Source organism: Paraburkholderia atlantica (assembly GCF_009362785.1).
In the GTDB taxonomy this organism is placed as follows: Bacteria; Pseudomonadota; Gammaproteobacteria; order Burkholderiales; family Burkholderiaceae; genus Paraburkholderia; species Paraburkholderia atlantica.
Map to the genome: position 1 here is coordinate 60,203 of NZ_WHNQ01000031.1, position 25,115 is coordinate 85,317.

Annotated in this window: 19 protein-coding genes, 2 tRNA genes and 1 rRNA gene; 9 read left to right on the plus strand and 13 right to left on the minus strand. The window is 61.6% G+C overall.

Annotation, left to right across the window (positions count from 1 at the left end; translation table 11 throughout):
* Window positions 1-75 precede the first annotated feature (75 nt).
* Window positions 76-471: a hypothetical protein gene (locus tag GCT19_RS31540; protein WP_152854096.1), complete on the minus strand. Its 396-nt coding sequence runs from the start codon at window positions 469-471 to the stop codon at window positions 76-78.
* Window positions 472-666: 195 nt separating this feature from the next.
* Here GCT19_RS31540 and GCT19_RS31545 point away from each other — a divergent pair, with 195 nt between their 5' ends.
* From GCT19_RS31545 to GCT19_RS31555, 3 genes are all read left to right on the plus strand, one after another.
* The gene (locus tag GCT19_RS31545) at window positions 667-3,549 is read left to right on the plus strand and encodes a DDE-type integrase/transposase/recombinase (RefSeq protein ID WP_152854097.1); all 2,883 of its coding nucleotides are present in this window, start codon (window positions 667-669) and stop codon (window positions 3,547-3,549) included.
* A 152-nt stretch (window positions 3,550-3,701) separates the two neighbouring features.
* Complete coding sequence (locus tag GCT19_RS31550; RefSeq protein WP_152854098.1) at window positions 3,702-4,760, plus strand: TniB family NTP-binding protein; 1,059 nt, start codon at window positions 3,702-3,704, stop codon at window positions 4,758-4,760.
* A complete protein-coding gene (locus GCT19_RS31555; protein WP_152854099.1) occupies window positions 4,757-6,172 on the plus strand; it encodes a TniQ family protein in 1,416 nt (471 codons plus the stop codon). Before GCT19_RS31550 ends, GCT19_RS31555 begins: the two co-directional genes overlap by 4 nt.
* Before the next feature lie 45 nt (window positions 6,173-6,217).
* Here GCT19_RS31555 and GCT19_RS31560 read toward each other — a convergent pair.
* The 7 genes from GCT19_RS31560 to fdnG form a co-directional block, all read right to left on the minus strand.
* Window positions 6,218-6,313, minus strand: a tRNA-Sec gene (locus tag GCT19_RS31560).
* Between the two features lie 50 nt (window positions 6,314-6,363).
* Window positions 6,364-8,277 (minus strand): selenocysteine-specific translation elongation factor, encoded by a 1,914-nt coding sequence (selB, locus tag GCT19_RS31565; RefSeq protein WP_152854100.1) that lies wholly within the window; start codon window positions 8,275-8,277, stop codon window positions 6,364-6,366.
* A 13-nt stretch (window positions 8,278-8,290) separates the two neighbouring features.
* Window positions 8,291-9,739: an L-seryl-tRNA(Sec) selenium transferase gene (selA, locus tag GCT19_RS31570; protein WP_184133028.1), complete on the minus strand. Its 1,449-nt coding sequence runs from the start codon at window positions 9,737-9,739 to the stop codon at window positions 8,291-8,293.
* A 46-nt stretch (window positions 9,740-9,785) separates the two neighbouring features.
* Window positions 9,786-10,784: a formate dehydrogenase accessory protein FdhE gene (fdhE, locus tag GCT19_RS31575; RefSeq protein ID WP_018435126.1), complete on the minus strand. Its 999-nt coding sequence runs from the start codon at window positions 10,782-10,784 to the stop codon at window positions 9,786-9,788.
* Between the two features lie 96 nt (window positions 10,785-10,880).
* Window positions 10,881-11,537: a formate dehydrogenase subunit gamma gene (locus tag GCT19_RS31580; protein WP_013093076.1), complete on the minus strand. Its 657-nt coding sequence runs from the start codon at window positions 11,535-11,537 to the stop codon at window positions 10,881-10,883.
* On the minus strand, window positions 11,534-12,457 hold the full coding sequence (gene fdxH / locus GCT19_RS31585; RefSeq protein WP_013093075.1) for a formate dehydrogenase subunit beta: 924 nt from the start codon (window positions 12,455-12,457) through the stop codon (window positions 11,534-11,536). The genes GCT19_RS31580 and fdxH overlap by 4 nt, the downstream gene beginning before the upstream one ends.
* A gap of 9 nt (window positions 12,458-12,466) precedes the next feature.
* Complete coding sequence (fdnG, locus tag GCT19_RS31590; protein ID WP_152854102.1) at window positions 12,467-15,535, minus strand: formate dehydrogenase-N subunit alpha; 3,069 nt, start codon at window positions 15,533-15,535, stop codon at window positions 12,467-12,469.
* A gap of 196 nt (window positions 15,536-15,731) precedes the next feature.
* On the opposite strand from fdnG, the gene GCT19_RS31595 reads away from it, so the two are divergent.
* From GCT19_RS31595 to GCT19_RS44460, 5 genes are all read left to right on the plus strand, one after another.
* Window positions 15,732-16,088: a beta-xylosidase gene (locus tag GCT19_RS31595; protein ID WP_227749371.1), complete on the plus strand. Its 357-nt coding sequence runs from the start codon at window positions 15,732-15,734 to the stop codon at window positions 16,086-16,088.
* A gap of 270 nt (window positions 16,089-16,358) precedes the next feature.
* Window positions 16,359-17,417, plus strand: a complete 1,059-nt coding sequence (gene selD / locus GCT19_RS31600) for a selenide, water dikinase SelD (RefSeq protein WP_018435121.1) — start codon at window positions 16,359-16,361, stop codon at window positions 17,415-17,417.
* A 118-nt stretch (window positions 17,418-17,535) separates the two neighbouring features.
* Window positions 17,536-18,603, plus strand: coding sequence for a tRNA 2-selenouridine(34) synthase MnmH (gene mnmH / locus GCT19_RS31605; protein ID WP_152854103.1), 1,068 nt, complete (start codon window positions 17,536-17,538; stop codon window positions 18,601-18,603).
* 25 nt (window positions 18,604-18,628) lie between these two features.
* Window positions 18,629-19,684, plus strand: a complete 1,056-nt coding sequence (locus GCT19_RS31610) for a permease (RefSeq protein WP_152854104.1) — start codon at window positions 18,629-18,631, stop codon at window positions 19,682-19,684.
* Window positions 19,685-19,720: 36 nt separating this feature from the next.
* Window positions 19,721-19,855 (plus strand): hypothetical protein, encoded by a 135-nt coding sequence (locus GCT19_RS44460; protein ID WP_013093068.1) that lies wholly within the window; start codon window positions 19,721-19,723, stop codon window positions 19,853-19,855.
* Window positions 19,856-19,931: 76 nt separating this feature from the next.
* Here the strand turns inward: GCT19_RS44460 and dhaL are convergent, their stop codons facing one another.
* The 4 genes from dhaL to GCT19_RS31635 all read right to left on the minus strand — a co-directional run bounded on the left by dhaL (window position 19,932) and on the right by GCT19_RS31635 (window position 23,800).
* A complete protein-coding gene (gene dhaL / locus GCT19_RS31620; protein WP_152854105.1) occupies window positions 19,932-21,635 on the minus strand; it encodes a dihydroxyacetone kinase subunit DhaL in 1,704 nt (567 codons plus the stop codon).
* A gap of 283 nt (window positions 21,636-21,918) precedes the next feature.
* Window positions 21,919-21,995: transfer RNA gene (locus GCT19_RS31625), tRNA-Val, on the minus strand.
* Window positions 21,996-22,073: 78 nt separating this feature from the next.
* Window positions 22,074-23,564 carry a M81 family metallopeptidase gene (locus GCT19_RS31630; protein WP_152854106.1) on the minus strand — a complete coding sequence of 497 codons (1,491 nt, stop codon included), beginning with the start codon at window positions 23,562-23,564 and terminating at the stop codon, window positions 22,074-22,076.
* Window positions 23,561-23,800: a hypothetical protein gene (locus GCT19_RS31635; protein WP_375791999.1), complete on the minus strand. Its 240-nt coding sequence runs from the start codon at window positions 23,798-23,800 to the stop codon at window positions 23,561-23,563. Before GCT19_RS31635 ends, GCT19_RS31630 begins: the two co-directional genes overlap by 4 nt.
* A gap of 434 nt (window positions 23,801-24,234) precedes the next feature.
* On the opposite strand from GCT19_RS31635, the gene GCT19_RS31640 reads away from it, so the two are divergent.
* Window positions 24,235-24,696 (plus strand): hypothetical protein, encoded by a 462-nt coding sequence (locus GCT19_RS31640; protein WP_018435114.1) that lies wholly within the window; start codon window positions 24,235-24,237, stop codon window positions 24,694-24,696.
* Between the two features lie 176 nt (window positions 24,697-24,872).
* Here the strand turns inward: GCT19_RS31640 and rrf are convergent.
* Window positions 24,873-24,986, minus strand: a 5S ribosomal RNA gene (gene rrf, locus GCT19_RS31645).
* Window positions 24,987-25,115 lie beyond the last annotated feature (129 nt).

Here is a 25,115-nt window from a genome sequence, read left to right on the forward strand (position 1 = left end):
ATTATATTTTTCAAGTAGCCATGTGAATTAGAAAGCAATCGATTTCAATTCGGCCGCGTAAAATTTAAATATAGACTAGGCAGCTTCGGCTGGTTTAAATTGTCCGGTTTTAGGCGGCCAATCGGTCGGCTTGTTCCGACAAAGACTGCTTCGACACGCGGTCGCAACCGAAATGCAACTTTTTGCAGCGAACCAACCACCACCGTGCGATCGTTCATCATGGGTGAAGCGGGACGGCGACTCTGGAATCACGTCGCAAGCCACTGCAAGGTGACGACAGGAGTCTTTGCTATCGAGCAGGGGAGTCGATTCAAAAAAATCAACGGCAGTGTGCAAAAATAACTTGGTCCGGCGCTTTGACATTACGCCTCCCTCGGCGACATAAAAAACCCTCAATTCGTTGGCGCTCCAGACAAGGATTTTGGGTATTGATTCGCGCAGGAACAAACCGCACATATCTTTTTCTATCATGCAATGCAGTCCCAATAAAATGACCGGCGAAGGTCGACACATAGAGAGTTGACTACCGCGCGTCTCGTCTCATATGGTGATGCAAAGTGCAAGCCGGTCCAAAAATAAGCACACAGCCCCAAAAGTTTCCTTTGCGGAATGTCTCCTTTTTGACCCCGAAGCAGAGCAAACGCCTGGTCTACGGGGGAGATGAAAATGAGGATTGAACTGCCGGTCACACTCGAGCCGATCTCTGTCTGGAAGCAAAACGAGCGGCAATGGATGGAAAACTGCCGCCTTGGATCTGCGAAACCATACACAGATGACGAGCGACGCAAGGCCCTGCAGGATTGGGGTATACCAGACGCCGGGGTTAAATACATACTCCGATCCTTGCGCGAGGCGCCTACGAGAAAATTCCCCGGGACCGGTGGAAACATCAGATCTCGTTACACGTCGAAGAAGATGGGGACCCGGCTTGCGACGGAAAGCAGACGCGTCGAATTTCCTGCGGTGATGAAGGCCGATTTCGACGGCTTCACACGGGAGTTCTGCTGCCAGCCGGTTCAAGTGGCTATCCCAAGGACCATTCGCCGCACTTCCCGGCATGGCAAAGTAACTGAATACTCCCATGACGTCCCATACACACCAGATCTCCTCCGCTTGACCGACTATGGTCCATTTGTAGACGAATGGAAAACTGAAATTGAACTGACTCGGCTGGCGAGAAGACAGCCTGATCGCTTTTTTAAACTCGACGGAACATGGCACTGCCCTGAACGCGAGACATACTTCAAGTCGATCGGAATAACTTTTTGCCTTCGCTCTTCCGCTGAACACAATGACCTGTTTGCGACCAATCTCGAGCATCTCTCTGCATATCTGAGTGACGATGCCCGTCCCGCTCCTGATGACGCCTTGCTTGCAATTAAAGCGCTTCTGGAGAAACGCGGCGGGGCGATGAGTTTCGCAGCGTTGAATCATGCGGCATATGAAGACGCTACGCCGTGGAACGAGAACATTGAACATGAAACGCCTCCTGGTCGATTTCGCGTCGATGATGTCTGGAAGGCCATTGCTGAGCAGCACGTGTTTGTCGATCTGGAGTACGACGACCTTTCTGAACCCTACTCGGCCGTTATCTGCTCGACACGAGATCAATTAGAGCTCGTTAAATGGCGTCGTCCTCCGCCTCACGCGGTCTCGACCCATTTCGTGCTGACCGTCGATATTGGAACCGAGTTCATTTTTCGCGGTCACGCTGATGTGTACACGGTCACGGCGCTACCAGAAGGAAAAGTCCTTTTTCGGAACGCGGAATGCAACGTATCCGAGGTGCTGTCAGAAGACCGGTTTCAGTCTCTGATGTTTTCCGGGGAAGTTCAGCTGCTTTCAACAACAAAAAATACTGAAGAACTTCTTGCGGATAACCCGCCTATCAGCGACAAGCGAATTAGCGTGGCTAATCGAAGATTCGAATTATTGAAAAAGCTCGAAGAAATCGACGTTCCTCATGTGTATTCGGAACGGACTATTCAACGCTGGCGAAAGAAGATGCGCGGAGCGGGAGACTCCAAGCCGGCTCAAAAGCTTGCTTTGATCCCAGAGCGGCCTGGTGGACGAGGTCCACAACTTTCACAAAACGTTATCGACCTAATCAAAGAGGTTATGACCGGTGGTAACAATCCAACGAATCCCTCTGTGCGCAAGAGCTTCGAGGAGTTCAAGGAACTTTGCAAGGAACGGGAACTGAGACCCTGCTCCCGGAATACGTTCTATCGGCGATCTTCGCAGTTCCGTGATGAGCGAGCGAGAGAGGGCGCGCGCCGTGCCTATAACAACGAGCCTGCCGTGTGGTACCTGCACCGTCACGACAAGATTCATGGAGGGCGTCCATTCCATCGGGTCCATATCGATCACACCAAAGTCGACGTCGTAGTCAAAACACGCGGAGTCGGCGGCCGCGAATATAAGCTGCGTGCGTGGCTTACCATCGTGATGGACGCGGAGTCACGAATGGTCTTGGCCTTTTATCTCGCGTTACATCCACCGAGTACCGTGAGCTGCATGATGGCCATACGTGCGATGGTGGCGAAACACAAGCGCGTACCAGATTTCATCGTTTGTGATAACGGGAAGGAATTTCATTCGAAAGCCTTTGATCGGTTCTGTGATCTCAACGATATCACCATCGATTACCGACCAGCTCATCAGTCGCGGTTCGGTGGCGTCCTTGAGCGCCTTTTTGGTGTCACCAACACCAAATTACTTCACGACCTGAGAGGTAACACGAAGGCTACCCAACACGTACGGACAATGACGCGTTCCGTAGATCCAATGAACGCTGACCACCTCTCCTTTGTTGAGTTGCACGGTCTTCTCGACTATTTCTTCTTTGTGGAATACAACCGCGATACGCGCCACCCGGCACATGACCATACGCCAGAACAATATATGCATAAGCGATTCATCGAGACGGGCAGGCGCCTCACTAGGGTGAGGCCTTACGACATGGGGTTCATGCTGCAAACGTTGATTCCAACCACTCACAGTACCTACAAAGTCGATCCACGAATGGGAGTGCTGATCCGGCCCATCTGGTATTGGGCAGATGAATTCGCGCAGGCGCGCTATAAAAAAATTAACGTTGAAATGTACGTCGACATGTGGGATGTCAGTGTGGCATACGCCGTCGTCAACAAGCAGTGGGTGAAATGCGTATCCAGCTTATTGCTTCGCTACCGCAACCTGACCTCAATCGAACTGCGCTATGCCCTTTACGAAGTGCGCCTACGACTGAAGGCTTCTCCAAACGAAAACTTTGAGTCGGTGCTCGACGACGTCTTCGCCGATCACGTTCTGCCACCGGCCGCGGAAGCCACCGCAGCCACGCAAATGATCTACGGTGCCGCGGGCCTCACCACCGTCTTACCTCCTGAACCGCATAGGACACTGTCCCTCCAGAACCGTGACGGTGGATCCGCTGAAACCGAAGATGACAGGACCGAGGTAGACCATCAGCAGACCGAATCCAATTATCCGTCCCCGAGGAGTTTCAAAATTGATTACGCAAAACTTAAAGTTAGGGAACCAATCTGAGCGGACACCTCGATATGCTTCCCACGCGTCTCGACAACATTCGGCCTTGCGAAAGCACTGCCGTGGCGTGGGTTTCTTCGGCCTTCCCTCAAGAGCCACCCCTATCGCTGCTCAAAGTTGAAAGCACGTTATTTTGAACATTGGAGTTGAACATGATCACCAAAGAGCAAGCTGTTACAGGCTCCCACGAGGACAAAGAAAATTACATGAATGATCTTTTAATTCCTCATCGAACTATGAGCGCGATTCTAGAGGAAACGGAAGTACTTATGGAGCAAATCGGAGGCCTTTCCATTATTTTGATCGTCGGCCCGACGGGATGGGGAAAATCGGCTTTTGGGCGAAAACTACTGAGGATACTCCTCCAGGACAACGCGTATCGAATCCAGGAGGATCCCTCAATCATCCCAGCGGTATTGGTCGAAGTAGATTCCGCAGACAAGAAACCCGAGATAGATTTCAGTCTTTTGTATGCGCGAATCTGCAAGGCGTTACTGGCGCCCAGTGTCTTGGATGGCTTCGGCATGCCGCGCAATCTCGAGGAAGAGCAACACAGTCCTGCTGAGAACAGCCGAATGATGCTTGAAAAAGCTATCCAGGGTCGGAGACTTCAGCATCTGATACTCGACGAGATCATTCATTTCTTGCATTCGTCAACCCCTCCGATTCATTACGGAGATCTGTTGAAGTCCCTTTCAAACCGATCCAATTTTAATCTAGTATTAATCGGTGCATACGGAAGCGAAGAATTAATACACGCGACGGGTCAATTAGCTCGCCGGATCACCGTTATACATTGCCCACGGTATAAACAATGCGAGGCAGATTTCATCGAATATGCGACGTTTATAAAATCCGTGACCGAACGCTTGCCATATAGCTTCGAAATCGATTTAGAAAACGATATTCAATACCTGTTCAATGGTACGTTTGGACTATGCGGCGCGTCCGTTCGAGTGATCCTAGAGGCCGCCGCCCGGTGTTCGAAAGAAAAAAGACCGAGATGGAGTAGAACTCTTCTTTTGAAGTCGATGCCATCGCTTAAAAAGCATCGACAAATAGCGATGGAGACGCTACGCGGTGAAGAGCGGATCCAACCTTACCTTCAAGATGAACTCGTCAAGACTTACACAACAGAAGAAGATTTGTGGAGGGAGTTGAAGAAAGAACACGATGAGCATGGCCAGTTAAATCGGCGTCGCGCCCGATGAAGACTCCGATCACGTTAGTAAGCACCCCCGGCGGGTGGCCTGATGATTCTCCAGCGCGTTCGGCTTGCTTTGGTCTGCCACCTCAAGGAGAGAGTGGGGAGAGCTATGAGAGCCTGGCTAGTTACTTCCGTAGATTGAGTGCCTATCACGGATTATTTCCGCGGGTATTTGCCAATCGTGCAGTTGGACCTCTTTTCCATGACCAGGAGGTGCGTACACTGGACTTCGCCCGCGACACTTTCACTATGAATGGCGCGGGCGCAAGGGCAGCAATGTGGGTCAACGCGCTCGAGAAACTTACGATGCGCAGCGACCTCGCCTCGGGAACGTTGCTTCCGCTACGAACCCATGTCTCCCTCGAAAAACTTCTTTCCCAAAGAGAGTGCTTTTGCCCCTCCTGTTACAGCGACGACGAGTCCGTGGGTCGTCAGAAGTATAACCGCCTGCTTTGGTCAATTCATTGTGTCGAAGCCTGTCCCCTCCATAACACCCTTCTCGAGACTGTACCGGAGCGATCCAAACCCAAGCGGTATACATTCTGGCTCCCCGGATTGTCTCGCATCGATGGCAGTAGTCTTGCGAATCACGAGACTAGAAAAGCGCGCAAAGAGCAAGTCCGATCCGCGCATTTGGTCGCGCAATTGTTGGATGAGATCCATCAATTCCCGGAAGCGTTCAGCAATTGCAGTCGAATTGGTGAATTTATGCAACATGCTGTAAATACGCTATGCGACGGGAGTGGCCGCCGGCTAGCCAGGTATCTCGGCGTCTACCACGGTCGGGTTGATAGCTGGCTCTCCGGTCAACGGGCATCGCTGCCTATTTTGACAATTATCGCAAACCGTTGCGACTGCAAAATATCCGATATCCTACTTGGAAAAAACGTAAAGTTGCGGAAAAAGTACGCAAGCGCTGACGGCTACAACAAAGTAGTACAGCGCCACCGGCGCGCCCCCAGATTTAAAACTTCAGATGCCTTAGTCGCTGCGCTGGAAGGACTTGATAAATTGGGGTTGGTTAGCAACCTCAGTCAAGCCAGCAGACTTCTCAACACCGGCTATTGCAGCTTGCGTAGACTGGCGCCAGGTTTTGCAGCGCTGCTAGTGCGTAGAGGACAGGAGGCTCGACATAGGGAAAAGTTGGCGCGCGACGAGAAGCTCTTCAATGAATACTGGAAGTGCTTTCAAGATGTGCTCTCGGAAAACGCAAGGCCTACGCGGGAAAGAGTTGAGGCGCGGTTATTTCAGCAAAGCGGAATCAAGCCCGTTTTTGGATTTAACAAGCTACACACGAAAGCATTGGCGCTTGCAGACCTATCGAGCGTTAGACATAACGAAAACGTTCAAGAAAAGCCCCTACGGAAAAATCGGGTCGGTTCGAGAACAATCAATTCGTGTCGTAAACGACATTAATTGCTGAACTCTACAAGGCGGACCGGAAAATGACGCAAAGCCTTATGGCGGAAGGCAGCAGGAGTCGAACCTACCCGAGAGCGTCTGACGCCCTCAACTGGGTTTGAAGCCCAGCCGCACCACCGGATACGAATGCCTTCCTACGGTGATTGAATGACGCGTGCCCGCAGAGACAGGCCGCAAAAGCCAGATCAAGGCAGCTCGAGCCAGCGGCTATCCGTGCGCACGAGGTGCAGGCCACGGTGAAAGCGAGTATACCCAACCCGGTCGAAGAATTCCAAAAGCTGGATCGCGCGTTTTCGGCCGAGTCCGGTCGCGTCGCGAAACGGCGCGGCCGCCACGGTGCCGGCATTCTTGTGCGCCTCCGTCGCCGCGATCGACGCAAGTTCGCGAATCACCTGCTGGTGATAGAACAGGTCATGCACGATCTGGAACAGCTCCCCCTGACGCGCGAGTTTGCGCAGCAACTGACGCACACGCTCCTCCGGCACACCATGCGTGTTCGCGAGCTCGCGCACCCACGGCGGATCGAAATGCCCCGCCTCGATCTCGGGCAGCAGCGTAGCGGCAAGCGCCTGATCGGCCGCGTCGAGTGTCACGGTGTGGCCGGGCAAGTGCAGCCACGGTCCGCGCCTGACGAGCTCGCCACGCGCCGCCGCATCGTCGACCAGCGCGCGCCACAGCGCGTCGTCGACCAGTGGCGCCGCGATGCGCCGCAAGCGCGACACGTCCGGGCCCAATTCATCCGGCGAGCGCTCGTGGTATTGCGCGAGCGCACTGGTCACGCGCCCGGCGAGTGCGTGCCATGTCGCGTCCGCGAGCAGCAGTGCGTCATGGCCCCCCAGTTCGATCGTGCGCGTCCCGGCGGGCAACGCGAGTGCGGCTGCCGGCATCCCCGTTAGGCGCTCCAGCAATGCCCGCGACAAACCGTGTGACGCGCGCGCGAACAGCGCATCGAGTGAGCCTGTGTCGAGCAGCGTCTGAATCGCGTCGAGCCAGTCGAAGCGTTCCGCCGAGCGCCGCTTGCGCGCCGGAGCGAACGGATCGAGCACGTGCCCGCCGCCCACCGTGCGATTGGCCTGAGCGTTACGCACGACGAAGCGATCGCCCGGCACCGCGCACACCGGCCGCTCGAACACGAATTGCACGCGCGCGCGCTGAGCTGGCGCGAGCGTGTCACCTTCGAGCAGCGCGACATGCGCGACCTGATGCTGCGTGCCGAGATGCACATGCAGCGGCGTCCAATGTTCGAGCGCGTGCGGCGCGTCGGCGAGCAGCGTCAACATGACGTCGATGCGCTCACTCGCTTGCGACAGCCGCGGATCGACAACCCAGTCGCCGCGCTCGATCGCACTCTTGTCGATGCCTGCCAGATTCAGCGCGCAGCGCTGACCGGCGCGGCCGGTTTCGGCGGGGCGATTCTGTGCGTGGATGCTGCGCACGCGCACCGGTTGATTTTTCGGCGCGAGCAGCATCGTGTCGCCGACGCTCACGCTGCCCGCCACGACGGTCCCGGTCACGATCGTGCCCTGCCCCGCGAGCGTGAACACACGATCGACGGCGAGGCGGAACAGCCCGTCGTCGCGCTTCATGCGCCATGCGGCAGCCTGCTCGCGCAGATGCGCGTTCAACGCGGCGACGCCCGCATCGTCCGCGCGCGTCGCGCAGGTATCGAACACCGGCGCGTCGCGCAGCACGCTATCGCCGACGAACGCACTCACTTCGTCGCGCACTTTGCGCAGACGCTCGTCATCGACCCGATCCACTTTCGTCAACGCGATTGCGCCGCGCCGAATGCCGAGCAGTTCGACGATCGCCAGATGTTCGCGCGTTTGCGGCATCACGCCGTCGTCGGCGGCGATCACGAGCAGCGCGAAGTCGATGCCGCTCGCGCCCGCGGTCATCGTATGCACGAGCTTTTCGTGGCCCGGCACGTCGATCAGACCGAGCACGTCGCCGTTGTCGAGCGGCACGTACGCGTAGCCGAGCTCGATCGAAATGCCGCGCGTTTTTTCTTCCTTGAGCCGGTCTGTATCGACACCGGTCAGTGCCTTCACGAGGCTCGTTTTGCCGTGGTCGATATGCCCCGCTGTACCGACGATCATGCGTGCCTGTCCTTCAGTTGCTTTTCGGTTGCGCCATTAGCTGTGCGATCAATTGCGCTTCGTCGGCGGCTTCGAGGCAGCGCAGATCGAGCCGCAACGCGTCATCCGCGATCCGGCCGATCACCGGCCGCGCCATCTCGCGCAACTGCTTTTCGAGCGCGAGCAGATGACGGCCGCCGCGCTTGCCGTCGCTCATCGTGATGACGAGGCCATGGCTCGGCAGCACGTCGACGGGCAATGCACCGCTGCCGATCTGGCTGAACATCGGTTCCGCTGCCACGGTGTAGCGCGTGTCGATCGCCTGCTGCAGCGCCGGTAGCACGCGCTGCGCGGCAGCGTGAATGTCTTCAGCGGGACGCGTGAGGAGCCGTAGCGTGGTTAGCCGCTCCGTCAACTTCTCCGGCGCGCGATACAGCTGCAGCACAGGCTCCAACGCCGCGAGCGTCAGCTTGCCGACGCGCAGTGCGCGCTTCAGCGGATGCTTCTTGATCTTCGCGATCAGATCGCGACGCCCGACGATCAACCCGGCTTGCGGCCCGCCGAGCAGCTTGTCGCCGCTGAACGTGACGAGATCGGCGCCGGCCGCGACGGTCTCGCGCACGGTCGGCTCGCGCGGCAAGCCCCATTCGGCGAGATCGACCAGCGTGCCGCTGCCGAGATCGACGGCGACCGCGAGTCCGTGCTCATGCGCGAGCGGTGCGATCTCGTCGATGCCGACTTCCTTCGTGAAGCCGCTGATCGCGTAGTTGCTCGCGTGGACTTTCATCAGCAGCGCAGTGCGCGCGTTGATCGCCTGTTCATAGTCCTTTAGATGCGTGCGGTTCGTCGTGCCGACTTCGCGCAACTTCGCGCCTGCGCGACTCATGATGTCGGGAATGCGAAACGCGCCGCCGATTTCGACGAGTTCGCCGCGCGACACCACCACTTCCTTCTTCGTCGCGAGCGCGGACAGCGTGAGCAGCACCGCGGCCGCGTTGTTGTTGACGATGGTCGCGGCTTCGGCGCCGGTCAGCTCGCAGATCAGATCGTCGATCAGGTCGTCGCGGTCGCCGCGCGTGCCGGTGGCGAGATCGAACTCGAGGTTGGCGGGTTGCGTGAGCGCAGTCATCACGGCGCGCACCGACTCGTCGGGCAGCAGCGCGCGGCCGAGGTTCGTGTGCAATACGGTGCCGGTCAGATTGAATACGCTGCGCAGCCGCGACGCGTTGCGCGCGAGCAGCGCCGCGGCGACCGTCGCATGCAGTTGCGGGGTATCGAGCGCGCTCACCGCCGGATTGGCCGCCGCATCGCCCGATTGCGCGCCGATACGCCACGCGTCGAGCGCGTCGCGCAGCGCATTGAGTACCTGAGTGCGGCCGTATTCGCCGATCAGCGGCGCGAATTCCGCCGACGCCATCACCTTGTCCACCGACGGCACGCGCGCCATCAGCGCGCGCAATTCCGAGTTGCTCACATCGCTCACGAGCAATCCTTATGTCGTGTTGAACTTGCGTCCGGTCAGGCCGCCGTCAGGCGGACTCGTCGTCCTCCGCTTCCATCCCGCCGGCCGTCTGCTCCGGCCACAGCCATGGATGCGGCGACGCGCGCCGGTAACCTTCCGCGCCCATCAGCAGATCGAGCGTGAGGCTCGCGAGGTCGTCCGCGAATGGATCGAACTCGTAGTCCTTCGCCTGGATGCCGATCTTGCGGTAAGTATGGCATTCGTCGCACGACTCCGCCTTTAGCACGGCGTTTTTCGTTTCGGCTTCGCGGGTGGCCGCGTCGGCGTCGGGCGAGCCGGCCACGTGGTACGCAATGCCTTTCGTCGAATCGCAGTTCGAGCATTTGCTACGGACCATATGCCATTCGGTCGCGCACAGCCCGCATTGCAGATAGCGATAGTTGTCGTACGCGCCGCCGATGCGTAGCGTGCTGGCCACCGGATGCGAGCCGCACACCGGGCACAGGCCCGGCGTGTCGAGGTACGGTACGGCGCGTTTGTCGATGTCGGCGGCGAGGTCGGTCCATACGACTTGCAGCGCGGCCATGATGAACGGCGCGCACGCCGGCTCGACGTCGGCGAAGCGCTGCGCGAAGATTGCGTCGGCCTGCGCTTCGAGCGCGGCGGCGTCGAGCGAGCCCAGCCGCTCGAACAACGCGACGAGTTGCGGCGTCAACGGGCCCGCGGCTTCGATCCTGTCGAGCAGTTGCAGCAGCACGTCTTGCCACGCCGGATCGCGCGCGCCGGACAGCGCCGGAATCAGCGGCATCGAATACTGTTGCGCGCTCGCGATCAGCTCGGGGCTCGGCGGCTGCGCCTTGAAATGCGCGAGCACCGCTTGCTGCGCATCGGCGAGCGCCGCCATCAACCGCAGGTAGCCGGCAATCGGATTGCCGCGCGACGCGAGCTGACGCAGCCGCGCGGCGCGCGGCGCGAACACCGCAAGCCGCTCCGGCATGCGGATGCGGGGTATTGCCGAGGGATCGAGCGACTCGATGTCGGCGGCTTCGAGAATGCGTTGGACCAAGGTATCGTCCTCTGAAAACTGAAAAGCCGCCGCCCGTCATCGACATGGCGCGGCGGCCCGGTGCGCGGGGTGCTGCGTGCGGCGCATTGAAACACTTTACTTACCGATGATTTCCCTGAACCAGTTCGGATGATGCTTGCGCGCCCAGCCATAGGTAACGGTGCCGCGCATCATCGCACCTATGGAGCCCTTGACCCACAGCCCCGCATAGATATGCACGATGATGCCGACGATCAGCAAAAACGCCGTCACCGCGTGCACGACCGCGGACAGCCGGATCAGCCCAATCGGGAAATATAACGAAAAGTAGCGTCGCCAGATCACGATGCCGCTCAGCAACAGCAGCAGCATACAGATCACCATCACGAAGAACAGCAGCTTCTGCCCGGCGTTGTACCTGCCGATTGCGGGCAGGCGTTCCTCGCGATTGTTCAGCACGTCGCGGAACTGCTTCATCCACTGGATATCCGCCTGGTCAAGATAGTTGTGATGCCAGAAGCGCAACGCAAGAATCAGGAACGAGATGAACATCACGCAGCCGATGAACGGGTGCAAGATCCGCGTCCACTGTCCGCCGCCAAGCACGACGTATAGAAACGCCATCGCCGGATGGAACAACGCGAGACCGGACAGCGCAAGCAGGATGAAACAGATCGCGGTGATCCAATGATTCGTGCGCTCGTTCGGCGTATAGCGCACGATCAGGCGGTTGCCCTTCACGTCCGTGAAGTCGGAGTGCTCAGAGTGGTTCATTGCCTACCCTCCCGCGAACGGCGTGCTTCTTCGGCTTCCTTGACGGCGGCGGCTTCATCGGCCTCGGTCACCTCGTTCGGGCCGACGCGCGTGTAGTGGAAGAAGCCCGCGAGCGCGGCGATCCCCATGATGGCGAGCCCGATCGGCTTGGCGATGCCCTTCCACAACGTCACCATCGGACTGATGCGCGGATCGTCCGGCAGGCCGTGATACAGCGACGGCCGGTCGGCGTGGTGCAGCACGTACATCACATGGGTGCCCCCGACCTTGTCCGGGTTATACAGGCCAGCGTTCTGGAAACCGCGCTCCTTCAGATCGACGATGCGGTCCTCGGCCTGCAGCTTCATGTCCTCCTTGGTGCCGAACATGATCGCGCCGGTCGGGCAGGTCTTCACGCAGGCCGGCTCCTGGCCGACCGCGACGCGGTCCGAGCACAGCGTGCACTTGTACACGCGGCGATCCTGTCTCGACATACGCGGTATGTCGAACGGACAGCCGGCGATGCAGAAGCCGCAGCCGATGCAGTTCTCCTGGTGGAAATCCACGATACCGTTCGTGTACTGCACGATTGCGCCCGGCGCCGGACAGGCCTTCAGACAGCCCGGGTCTTCGCAGTGCATGCAGCCGTCCTTGCGGATTAGCCATTCGAGATCGCCGGCGGAGTTCTCATACTCCGCGAAACGCATGACGGTCCACGAATCGGGAGTCAAGTCGGGCGGATTGTCGTAGACGCCGACGTTCACGCCGATCTCGTCGCGCAGATCGTTCCACTCCATGCAGGCGGTCTGACACGCCTTGCAGCCGATGCACTTCGATACGTCGATGAGCTTCGCGACCTGCCCGGTGGCCGGCGCGCGAGCCACCGGCGGCTGCGTGGTCGTGGCCGAGACGCGTCTGATGTCCAGTGATTGCAGTGCCATCTCTTTACCTTATGCCTTTTCGACCTTGACGAGGAACGACTTGGTTTCCGGTGTCTGTGAATTCCCGTCGCCCACGGGGGGCGTCAGCGTATTGACGAGATAGCCCGGCCTTGCGAGCCCGATGAAGCCCCAATGAATCGGCAGCCCGACGGTCTGCACCTTCTTGCCTTCGATCGTCAGCGGTTTGATGCGCTTCGTCACGACCGCGACGGCTATCAGGTGCCCGCGGTTCGAGCTCACCTTGACCCGGTCGCCGGCCACCACGCCGATCTCCTTCGCGAGGTCTTCGCCGATCTCGACGAACTGCTCGGGCTGGATGATCGCGTTCAACTTCGCGTGCTTCGTCCAGTAGTGGAAATGCTCGGTCAGACGATAGCTGGTCGCGGTATGCGGGAAGTTCTCGTGCGTGCCGAACGTGGCCTTATCGCCCGGGAACACGCGTGCCGCCGGGTTGCTGACGACCAGCTTGTTGTCCGGATGCAGCGGGTTGTAGCCGAGCGGCGTCTCGAACGGTTCATAGTGCTCGGGGAACGGCCCTTCGACCATCGCGTCGCGCGCGAAGAATCGCGCGACGCCTTCCGGATTCATGATGAACGGATTCATGCCGCTGTCGGGCGGCTCGTCGACCTTGAAGTCCGGAATGTCGGCGCCCGACCACGTGCTGCCATTCCACGCGATCAGCTTACGCGTCGGATCGAACGGCTTGCCGTTGAGGTCGCACGACGCGCGGTTGTACAGAACCCGCCGGTTCACCGGCCATGCCCACGCCCAGTTCAGCGTGTTGCCGATGCCGGTCGGGTCCGAGTTGTCGCGGCGGCCCATCTGGTTGCCCGCCTGGGTCCACGAGCCGCAAAAGATCCAGCAGCCGCTCGAAGTCGAGCCGTCGTCGCGCAGCTGCGCGAAACTCGCAAGTTGCTCGCCTTTCTTCGCGAGCACCTTGGTCGGGTCCTTCGGATCGGTGACGTCCGCGAGCGCCTTGCCGTTGAACTCCTTCGCGATTTCTTCGGGCGTCGGGCTGTCCGGCTTCGCATACGGCCAGCTCATGTTCAGGATCGGATCGGGATACTTGCCGCCGTCCTTGCGATAAGCGTCGCGAATCCGCAGCCACAGCCCAGCCATGATCTCGAGGTCGCTCTTCGCTTCGCCCGGGCCGTCCGCGCCCTGCCAGTGCCATTGCAGCACCCGGCTCGAACTGACGAGCGAGCCGCGTTCCTCGGCGAAGCAGGTGGTAGGCAGACGGAACACCTCGGTCTGGATCGATGCGCTGTCGACGTCGTTGAACGGGCCATGGTTCTTCCAGAACTCCGACGTTTCGGTCGCGAGCGGGTCCATGATCACTAGCCACTTCAGCTTGGCCAGAGCCGGGCCGTTCTTTGACTTGTACGGCGCGGCGGCAAGCGGGTTGAAGCCCTGCGCGATGTAGCCGGTCATCTTCCCCTGACTCATCAGCTCGAAGACCTGCAACAGGTCGTAGGACTTGTCGAGCTTCGGCAGATAGTCGAAAGCGAAGTTGTTCTCGGCGGTGGCCTTGTCACCCCACCACGACTTCATGAAGCTCACGTGGAACGCGCGATAGTTGCGCCAGTAGCTCAGCTGGTTCGGCCGCAGCGGCTGGGTGGCGCGTTTCGCGATATAGGCATCGAAGTCCTGTTCCGCTTCCATCGGCAGTGTCATATAGCCCGGCAGCAGGTTCGACATCAGGCCGAGGTCCGTCAGGCCCTGAATGTTCGAGTGACCGCGCAGCGCATTCATGCCGCCGCCTGCGATGCCGATGTTGCCGAGCAGCAGCTGTACCATCGCGCCGGTACGGATGATCTGCGAGCCGATCGAGTGCTGCGTCCAGCCTAGCGCGTACATGATCGTGGTCGCGCGTCCCGGCACCGACGTCGCCGCGAGCATTTCGCACACGTGCAGGAACTTGTCCTTCGGCGTGCCGCAGATTTTTTCGACCTGCTCGGGCGTGTAGCGCGAGTAATGCTTCTTCATCAGCTGATAGACGCAGCGCGGGTCCTGCAGCGTCGGGTCGACCTTGGCGAAGCCGTCGTCGCCGCGCTCGTAGTCCCACGAGGTCTTGTCGTAGCTGCGCTTGTCGGCGTTGTATCCGGAGAATATGCCGTCGTTGAACGCAAAGTCCTCACGGACGATAAACGACACGTCCGTGTAGTTCTTCACGTACTCGTGCTGGATCTTGTCGTTCGTCAGCAGATAGTTGATCACCCCGCCGAGGAACGCGATGTCCGTACCGGTGCGGATCGGCACGTAGTAGTCCGCGACCGACGCGGTGCGATTAAAGCGCGGGTCGACCACGATCAGGCGCGCCTTGCGGTGCGCCTTGGCTTCGGTGACCCATTTGAAACCGCATGGGTGGGCCTCGGCCGCATTGCCGCCCATCACGAGAATCAAGTCCGCGTTTCTGATGTCGACCCAATGGTTCGTCATCGCTCCACGGCCAAACGTCGGGGCAAGACCTGCCACCGTCGGGCCATGTCAGACACGCGCCTGATTGTCGAATCCGAGCATGCCAAGACTGCGAGCAGTCTTGTGCGTCAGGTAACCCACCTCGTTACTGCTGGCCGACGCTGCGAGCATCCCGGTAGTCAGCCAGCGGTTGACCTTCTTGCCGTCAGCGGTCGTCTCGACGAAGTTCGCGTCGCGGTCTTCCTTCATCAGCTTCGCGATGCGGTCTAGCGCCTCTTCCCACGAGATGCGCTTCCACTCGTTCGCCCCGGCCGCGCGGTACTCGGGATAGCGCAAACGGCTCGGGCTATGGATGAAGTCGATCAGGCTCGCGCCCTTCGGGCACAGCGTGCCGCGATTGACCGGATGGTCGGGGTCGCCCTCGATGTGGAAGATGCTCGTCTTCACGTTCTTGGCTTCGTCGCCAAGGCCGTACATGAGGACGCCGCAGCCCACCGAGCAGTACGGGCAGGTGTTGCGGGTTTCGGTAGCACGCGACAATTTGTACTGACGGACTTCGGCCAGCGCGGGTGTCGGCGAGAAGCCCATCAGGGCTAGGCTCGATCCGGCGAGCGAGGTGGCAGAAACCTTCAGGAATTGTCGCCGAGTCATTTGCGTCATTGCATGGCCTCGGCTCTTTTGGGGACAAAATTGATTATAGATGCCGTTTCGCGACATGCAGCGCGATCGTAGTGCATTCTCCACCCGGGTAAATAAGACACGCGAAAGTCACTTGAATGAACGGCGCCCCCTGTCTGCACGATTTATTCCTGGTGCCGGGCACCGTTCATGCTGAACCCGCGAATGGTGCATTCCATTGACCTTCTCGAAGGATTATTGCGCTCCTATGAACTACTCTACTTGCTCCCGGCGCGCGGCAGTCGGCGCAGCCTCACTTGCACTTCTCGGCGCCGTACTGCTGGCCACGAACTCCCCCAGCCTTGCGCAGATTCCCCAGTCGGGCGGCTCTTCGCACATGGAAAGCCGCTCGTCCGGAATGGGTTCGACGCCCGACCCGGCCGCATCGGCGGTTCATGAATCGCACAAACCTCAGTCGAAAGAAAGCGGACAAGGCAACGCGCGCGGCAAAACCGCCGGCCAGGGACAAAAAGCCGAGGGCGCCGGCGGATTTAGCAATGGCTTGTATGGGACCGGCGCGGGCAGCAATAAATAAGGGCTTTGCAATCGCGCGGTAATTGGTTTGCTAATTGTCGACGGCGATCAATTCGCGCGGCGGTGCGCAATTGCGTTAGCGCGCGAAGAATTGGTTTCATCGCGCACCTGCCGTTTGCATTTGCTTGGCGATTAGTATTTTTTACGCGGGCGTTTATCGTTGGGATATACGGTTTCGGCATCAAGCCGGTTTGCGGCCCGGGTCGACGCTGCACAGTGTGAAAACTACCCTCATAATGCGGTCATTCGACGAAACCGAACTCCCGCCTCCATGACCCAAGTCCAAGCAAGCCAGTCGCCCCGTCTAACGAGCCTGTCGCACGGCGGCGGCTGCGGCTGCAAGATCGCGCCGGGCCTGCTCGCCGATCTGCTCAAGCGCAGCGCGCCGCTGCCGTTTTTCCCCGACCTGCTGGTCGGCAACGACACCGCCGACGACGCCGCCGTCTACAAGCTCAACGAAGACCAAGCGATCGTCGCGACCACCGATTTCTTCATGCCGATCGTCGACGATCCGTTCGACTTCGGCCGCATCGCCGCGACCAACGCGATCTCCGACGTCTACGCGATGGGCGGCAAGCCGATCATGGCGCTCGCGATCGTCGGCATGCCGATCAACGTGCTGCCGCACGACGTGATCGCGGCCGTGCTGAAAGGCGGCGAATCGGTCTGCGCGGAAGCGGGCATCCCGCTCGCGGGCGGCCATTCGATCGATTCGGTCGAGCCGATTTACGGCCTCGTCGCGCTGGGCATCGTCGATCCGAAACGCGTCAAGCGCAACGCGGGCGGCCAGGCCGGCGACGTGCTGATCCTCGGCAAGCCGCTCGGCGTCGGCATTCTGTCGGCGGCACTGAAGAAAGACCGGCTCGACGCGGCCGGCTACGCGGCCATGATCGGCGCGACCACCAAGCTGAACCGGCCGGGCGCCGAGCTGGCGCGGCTCGACGGCGTGCACGCGCTGACCGACATCACCGGCTTCGGCCTGCTCGGCCACACGCTGGAACTCGCGCGCGGCTCGAAGTTGACCGCGCGCGTGCGCTATGCAGACCTGCCGTGGCTGCCGAACGTCGCGAGCCTCGCGGAAGCCGGCATCTTCACCGGCGCATCGGGCCGCAACTGGGACGCCTATGGCCACGACGTGGTGCTGCCCGCCGCGTTGCCGTCCGCCGGCCGTGCGTTGTTGACCGATCCGCAGACGTCGGGCGGGCTGCTGGTGTCATGCACGCCCGAAGCGGTCGACGAGGTGCTCGCGCTGTTCCGCGCGGATGGCTTCGCCGACGCGCGGGTGATCGGCGAGCTGGTGAGCGGGGAAGCGCGAGTCGAGGTCATCTGAGGCAGGCGGCTGAAGGGACGCGTCGCTGGGGAACGCCGGAATGGACGCATAACCGGCCCGAACGAGCCGCGCATGCGATAATTTCGGTCTTCCCGCGGTCCGTTTTGTCCCTACTCCCTTGAAAAGTCTTCTAGTCAGCCTCGATAAAGCCGGCGATTTCGATGAAATCGTCGACGTTCGCACGCCGCTCGAGTTCGAGGAAGACCATATTCCGGGCGCGACCAACGCGCCAGTGCTGAGCAACGAGGAACGCGTGCTGGTCGGCACGACCTACAAGCAGGTGTCGCCGTTCGAGGGCACGCGGGTCGGTGCGGCGTTAGTCGCGCGCAACATCGCGCATCATCTGGAAACCACCTTCGCCGACCGGCCGCGCAACTGGCGCCCGCTGATCTACTGCTGGCGCGGCGGCAAGCGCTCGGGCTCGGTCACGACGCTGTTCAATATGATCGGCTGGTCGGCGCGGCAACTCGAGGGCGGCTACAAGAGCTACCGGCGCGCCACGCTGGAGAGGCTCGAAACCCTGCCGCGCCGTTTCAGCTATATCGCGCTCGTCGGCCCGACCGGCAGCGGCAAGACGCGGCTGCTGTCGGCGCTGCATGAGGCCGGCGCGCAAACGCTCGACCTCGAGGCGCTCGCCTCGCATCGCGGCTCGCTGCTCGGCGCGTACACCGGCGTGCCGCAGCCGTCGCAAAAGCGTTTCGACACGCTGCTCGTCACCGCGCTGCAAGACTTCGACGTGAATCGGCCGGTGTTCGTCGAGGCGGAAAGCAGGCGCATCGGCTCCGTCACACTGCCGCTCGCGCTGCTCGAAACGTTTCATCGCGGCGCGTGCGTCGAGGTGCGTTCGAGCCGCGACGATCGCGCGGCGTTTCTGCTGCAGGATTACGCGCATCTGTTCGAGCATCCCGACTACTTCAAGGGACAGCTCGAACGCCTGATCGGCCTGCACAGCCGCGAGCGGGTCACGGGCTGGCAGCGGCTCGTCGACGACAACCGGCGCGCCGAGCTCGCGCATGAACTGATCGAACTTCACTACGATCCCGCCTACGCGCGCAGTAGCGGCCAGCATTTCGATCAGCTGCCGAACGCGCTGCAACTCGACTTCCGCCCGAACGACGCCGATGTCGTCGAGCAGGCGAAAACGCTGCTCGCGCAGCTCGATACCCGTACGCTAGTCGTCGGTTGACTCACAACGACATTTAACAACCATCATGCAATCAACCCTTCGGCAACCCCGCGTGACGCTTGGCTGGATCGTATTCCTGCTGATCGCCGTCGTCGGCCTCTTCTATGTGAAGTGGTTTCCGTACTACAACCGCGCATTCGTCGCCGCGAGCCAGCATTCGATCGGCAAGTCGATCCTGATGGGCACGTCCGCGAGCGCGCCGGCGGCATCATGGGAGGCCGCGATCGACTTCGCCCTCGCGTACGGCAAGGCGATCTGGCAGGCGATGGTGCTCGGCCTGCTGCTCGGCTCCGCCGTGCAGGCGCTGATTCCGCCGCAGTGGGTCGCGCGCGCGCTCGGTCGTGCCGACTTCAACAGCGTTGTCAAAGGCGGCCTGATGTCATTGCCGGGCATGATGTGCACCTGCTGCGCGGCGCCGGTCGTCGCGGGCCTGCGTGCGCGCGAAGCGGCGCCGGGCGCGGCGATTGCTTTTTGGCTCGGGAATACGGCGCTGAATCCCGCGACGCTGATCTTCATGGGCTTCGTGCTCGGCTGGCAGTGGATGGGCCTGCGCCTCGCGCTCGGCATCGTGATGGTGTTCGGCCTCGGCTACCTCGTGAACCGCATGGTCACGCCGCAGGAAGCGCAAGCGTCGCGAGAGGCCGTCGCGCAACTGGTCAGCGCCGACGATCCGGGCACCGCGTTCTCGCGCTGGATCTCGATTCTCGGGCGCATGACGCTGCGGCTCGTGCCGGAATACATCGTGCTCGTGCTGATTCTCGGCGCGGCGCGCGCGTGGCTGTTTCCGCATATCGGCCCGGACGTCGACAACAGCCTGCTGTGGATCATCGCGCTGTCGATCGCCGGCACGCTGTTCGTGATTCCGACCGCGGGCGAAGTGCCGATCATTCAGGCGATGCTGTCGTTCGGTATGGCCGCTGGACCCGCCGGCGCGCTGCTGATGACGCTGCCGCTCGTCAGCGTGCCGTCGCTAGCAATGCTCGCGCGGTCGTTTCCGCGGCGCGTGCTGACGGTGGTGGCCTGCGCGGTGGTGGTATGTGGTGTCGCCAGTGGTTTGCTGGCCGTTGCGCTGGGCTTCTGAGCCTGCTTTTGAGTTCGAGTTGTAGAAGAAGGAAGCATGAAACGTATTGCCGCATTCGCCATCACGTGTTGGTCCGCCGCCGGGCTGCTGTACGTTGGACAGCACTCGGTGGCGCTGATCGCGCTGAGCGGCGTCGTTGCTTTCGCAGGGTTCGATCTGTTGCGGCCTTGAGGGCGGCGTTGTTTTTCTCGTCCGCGAAGGCGCGCGTTGCCGTTGCGTTCGCAGCAACGTTCGCGTTCGCCCGCGCCTAACCGCGCAGCGCATCGCGAATCGCCGCGAGCCACAACGCCACCGCATGCGCGCCGGGGTCCACATGACCGATCGCGCGGTCGCCGACATAGCTCGAACGCCCGCGGCGCGGATGCATCGATGCGGTACGCGACGTGCCATCGCTTGCCGCGGCGATGGCGGCTCGCAATGCAGCATCCGTCGACGCTCCCTGAGCGAGTGCGTCGGACAGCGCGTCGGCGGCGGGCTTCAGCGCATCGACCATCGTGCGATCGCCCGGCGTCGCGCCCCCCAGTTCCATCAATCCATCCACACCGGCGCAGAACGCCGTCGCCCATTGCCGTGCGGTAGTCCCGCCCGAGGGTTCGAGCGCGGCCGCCGCGCGCAGCAGCATCACCGCATATAGCGGACCCGACGTACCGCCCACCACGCGCCGCAGCGTCGCCGAGATGCTGCGCAACACCGCGCCCGGCGTGGCTGCGGACGCATAGGTATCGAGCTCGAGCTGCACCGCGCGTGCGCCACGCGCGAGGCTGATGCCGAGGTCGCCGTCGCCGACGCGCTGGTCCATTTCGGTCAATACCGGCTCGGCTGACAGCAGGCACTCGCAGACCGCTTCGATCGCGCGACGCAGCGTCGCGTCACGCGCGAGCGTCGCGCCGCTCGCGCTTTGCGGCGCGGGTGGTGCGGCACGCACCGCGACCTGCGCGACACGGCCGCTCAGCGCGGGCCATGCGCTCGTATGCGAGGCGGCGTCGAGCAGGCTCAGCCGTTCGTCATCCACTCGCAGCAGCGTCAGCGACACGCCGGCCATCTCGAGCGCGCTCAGGAACGTGCCGGCCCACGCGCGCGCGACTTCGATGCCGCGCCCTGCGAGCTCGCGCAGCGCGGCGCCGGCCACCACGTTGAGCTCGCTCGATGGGGTGCCGCCGAGATTGTTGACGAGCAGCGCGACGCGCTCGCCCGCTTGCAACGCTAGATCGCCGACGATCTTTGCGAGCAGCTTGCCGACCATCGCATCGGCCGGCTCCAGCGCGCCACGCGCCACGCCGGGTTCGCCATGAATGCCGAGGCCCCATTCGATTTCGCGATCGCCCAGTTCGAAGCCCGGCTTGCCCGCGGCCGGCACCGTGCACGGCGTCAGCGCGACGCCCATCGTGCCAAGCGACGCTGCCGCTTCTTTAGCGATCCGCGCGACTTCGGCCAACGGCAAACCGCGCGCGGCCGCCGCGCCCGCGATCTTGTGAACCAGCACAGTGCCCGCGAGTCCGCGACGGCCCGCGTGATCGCCGCTCGCGCTCAACGCGACGTCGTCGGCGACGATCATCATCTCGACCGGGATGCCCTCGGCGCGCGCGATCTCGGCAGCGAGGCCGAAGTTGAAGCGGTCCCCCGTGTAGTTTTTGACGATCAGCAACGCACCCGCGGGACCGGCCGCCGCTCGGATTGCGTCGAGCACGGCGTCGGTGGATGGCGATGTGAAGATCTCGCCGGCCACCGCCGCGCTCAGCATGCCGTGGCCGACGTAGCCGCCGTGCGCGGGCTCGTGGCCCGAGCCGCCGCCCGAGATCAGCGCGACCTCGCCACGCGCGGCCACGGCCTCGGCATCGGCGCGCAACACGATCGTGCCGCCCTGCAACAGCGAGAGTTGGGGATTGAGCGCGATGAGCCCTTCGAGCATGTCGGGGACCACGGTGGACACATCGTTGATGAGCTTCTTCATTGCGACAGCTCCGTTGGATGCTGCCGGCAGCGCATGATCGAACGATGCGATGGAAACGGCAGTCGGGTCGGCGGCGAAAGCGGAAGGTCTACTGTACCGCGCATTGTCGAACGACGACGCAACAGCGACAGAGCGCGTGAATGTGCGCGAGCTTCGAGCCACACGCGGACAACGACAACGAAGGGGATGTGATGCCGAACGGCGAAACTGCGGGAACGATGGAATGGATTTGACGGGACCGTAGACGAAAGCGGAACCGCTTTCGTCTACGTCACCGATGCGTTGGTAGGCTCGATTGGATTCGAACCAACGACCCCCACCATGTCAAGGTGGTGCTCTAACCAACTGAGCTACGAGCCTTCAGAGGCGCGAATTATAGAGACTCGATGCGGACTGCACAAGCCCTTGCCGCGATTTGTCGAAACACATGTGTGTTGATCAGTCGGTCGCGGTCCATTCGGTGTCAGGGTCCAATGGATAAACCGGCCGTTTCACGCGCTCGAATCTGAACAGACTGTAGTCCGAACTCGTGACGCCACGGCTATCGCATTCGACGAGCGCCGCCGCGATCGGCACGAAAACCGGCCGGCAATACATGCGTGATTTGAGCAGCAGAAAACGCGCGCGGCGCGGATCGATTCCGACGCTCTCGAACACGCCGAGATCCCACGGCTCATGCGTGTGTTCGGTCACGACGAGTTTCACCGTGCCGGCGTCGAGCACTGCCGCGCGCCCCATGTATGCGCGCTGGCCGGTATAAGTCGGGCCGCTGATCACGTATTCGCCGTCGGTCAGCGCGCGCACGACGCCGGTCAGGGCGAGCGGCGAACGGGAGGGCAAAGCATCGTTTGTCAGCTTGTTGCCGATCGCGAGCGTGACTGTGCTTCCGACCCCCGAGGCCGCCAGGGCCGCGACCGCCTGCGGGTCGCACAATGGCCCGCTAACGATGCCGTCGAGGCCCTGCTTCAATGCTTCCTCGAGCAGATCCATCGTGTCGCAGGTGCCACCCGACATGCAGTTGTCGCCATGATCGAGCAGCAGCACCGGTTTGTCGGCGCCGCGCGCCAGCGACGCCGCCTGCGCGACCGATTCGGCCAGCGGCGCGCTGCGATAGACGAAATCGTCGCGCTCGTCCCAAATCTGTCGAGCGATGCGTCCCGCGACCGCCTCCGCATCCGCGCGTTCGCCATTGCCCACGACGACGACGCTAATGCATGGCGCGTCGATATCGGCGAGCGAGAAGCCCGCCAGCACCGACACCGCGAGCACGCCGTCGGCCTCGGCGGCGCGCGCGGCATCGAGCGCGCGTTTCATCGCGCCGTCGGCGCTCGCGCTGCGCAGCGTGTGCGTGAGCAGCGGCGGCTGACGCCACGCGATCACCGGTTTCGCGCGGCCGTCGATCATGTCGAACAGCAGGCGCGCTGCGTGCGCGCCAGTCTCGTACATGTCGACGTGCGGATAGGTTTTGAAACTGACGATGATGTCGGCGTTGTCGATCATCTTTTGCGTGACGTTGCCGTGCAGATCGAGTGCGACCGCGATCGGCGCGTGCGGCAACGACGCACGCACGCGCGCGAGCAGATCGCCTTCGCCATCGGTCGAGTTCTCGGCGACCATCGCGCCGTGCAGATCGAGCATCACCGCGTCGCAACCGGTCGCGGCTGCCACGATCGCGTCGCAGATCGTATCGTAGGCGGCGGCGTCCACCGGCCCGCTCGGATTCGCCATGGCGGAGATCGGTGTCACGATTTCGGCGTGCACGCGCTCGGCGGCGTCGATGAACGCGGCCATCGCGGTTTGCATGCCTTTGTTTTCTTCGAACGCGGCGCGGCCGTAGCTGGGACCATTGCGGCCAAATGCGGCCAACGGGGTTTCTACCGGCGAGAACGTGTTGGTCTCGTGGTTCATTCGTGCGATCAGGATCTTCATGCGCGTATGCTCCCTGTCCTCGACGCCACGCTCAGCTCACCTGCAGCGGCTTCCAGATGATCGGCGCGCGCGTCCTCGATTTGGTTGTGGCTGATGCCGTCCTTGCACGGAACGAAGATCGTCGCGCTGGGTGTGATGCGCGCGAAATAGATCGCGTCATTGCCCGCGCCGCTGGTCACATCCGTCGAGGACAGGCGCCTCGAGCCAGCCGACCGTGGCGCGGCGACGCGGCGCATGATCGAGCGCGCAACGCGGTTCACCGCATGCAGCCCGCACCGGTCCTTCCCCGGGTTGAACGCGGCTGGATGGCGCTTGCCGACGAGACTTGCTCCGTTCCGGCTTGCTGGTCGGCGTTGTTCCAATTGTCATGATAGAGAGCTTTGGCCGAGGCTGGCGACCGGACGCGCGCGAGGTGGCAATGCGGCGAAGTCTTTTCGCGGGCGAGCATGGGAGGCAAAACCGCTGGATTCCTGGGTAGCGATCGGCGCACTGCGGGCGATGCAGGTGTCAATCCGCTCGAGTATAGACGCCGCAACATGCTGGCAATCTGCGCGCAAGTGGTCGCCAGCAAACGTTTTCGTCGAAGGAAGCGGGTAAAGCGCAATGAAGGCTCAACCTTTTGCAAAGCGCGCCGTTATTGCATGTGCTCAGGCAAACCCCTTGGATCTCCATGGCACAACCGATTCCTTTCCGCAACACTGGCGCCGCCCGCGCGCGGCATGCCAAAGCCATGCTGTTGCCCATCGCGCGCCAGATCGCCGACGATCTCGCGCTACGAGTCCATCTGTCGCTCGACGCACTGCGCCGCGGCGTCGGCACTAAGAGCGATGCACAGACGCTCACGCAAATCATGCTTTTGACCAGTTACCTTGCCGATGCAGGCTTCGGCTCGATGAGCCATGAAGAACTCCACGCCGCGGACCGCATTTCGGCGACGGTGTTCGACGCAGGTCGGGAACGCGACGAATGGAAGCTGGACGAAACGGGCTTCGAGCTCTTTGCATCGATCGCGACGAGGTACGATCGGCAGTTGCATCGCGCCCCGCTTTGGGCGATTACGGAGGCCAGTGAGAGACTCGACCGCTTTATCGCAGGAGGATCCGATCGAGCGCCGGCGCGTAAGCGAGCATAGCGATTTTGGAGGAGGTGCCGACCGCCTGAAGCAGAAGGACACGGATTTTGGGCGAACGCGTCGAAAGTCGCACGGTTAGGCGGATGCGCTGCGCATTGGAAATAGTGAAGCGCGCGAAATTGGCCGTGTAAACGCAAAAACCCCACCGCTGGGGTGGGGTTTCTGGCTTTGGGGGAGCCTGACGATTACCTACTTTCACACGGGCAATCCGCACTATCATCGGCGTGGAGTCGTTTCACGGTCCTGTTCGGGATGGGAAGGGGTGGGACCGACTCGCTATGGTCATCAGGCATGACGGGTCGCTGCGTCGCTCTGAGGTTGGGGTCAACCGGGCGCCACAGCCAATCGGGAAGAAGCGTAAAGGATTCGTGTGTGGGGCTGTGTTGTTTCTGGCACAACACCGATCTCAACCGGCATGT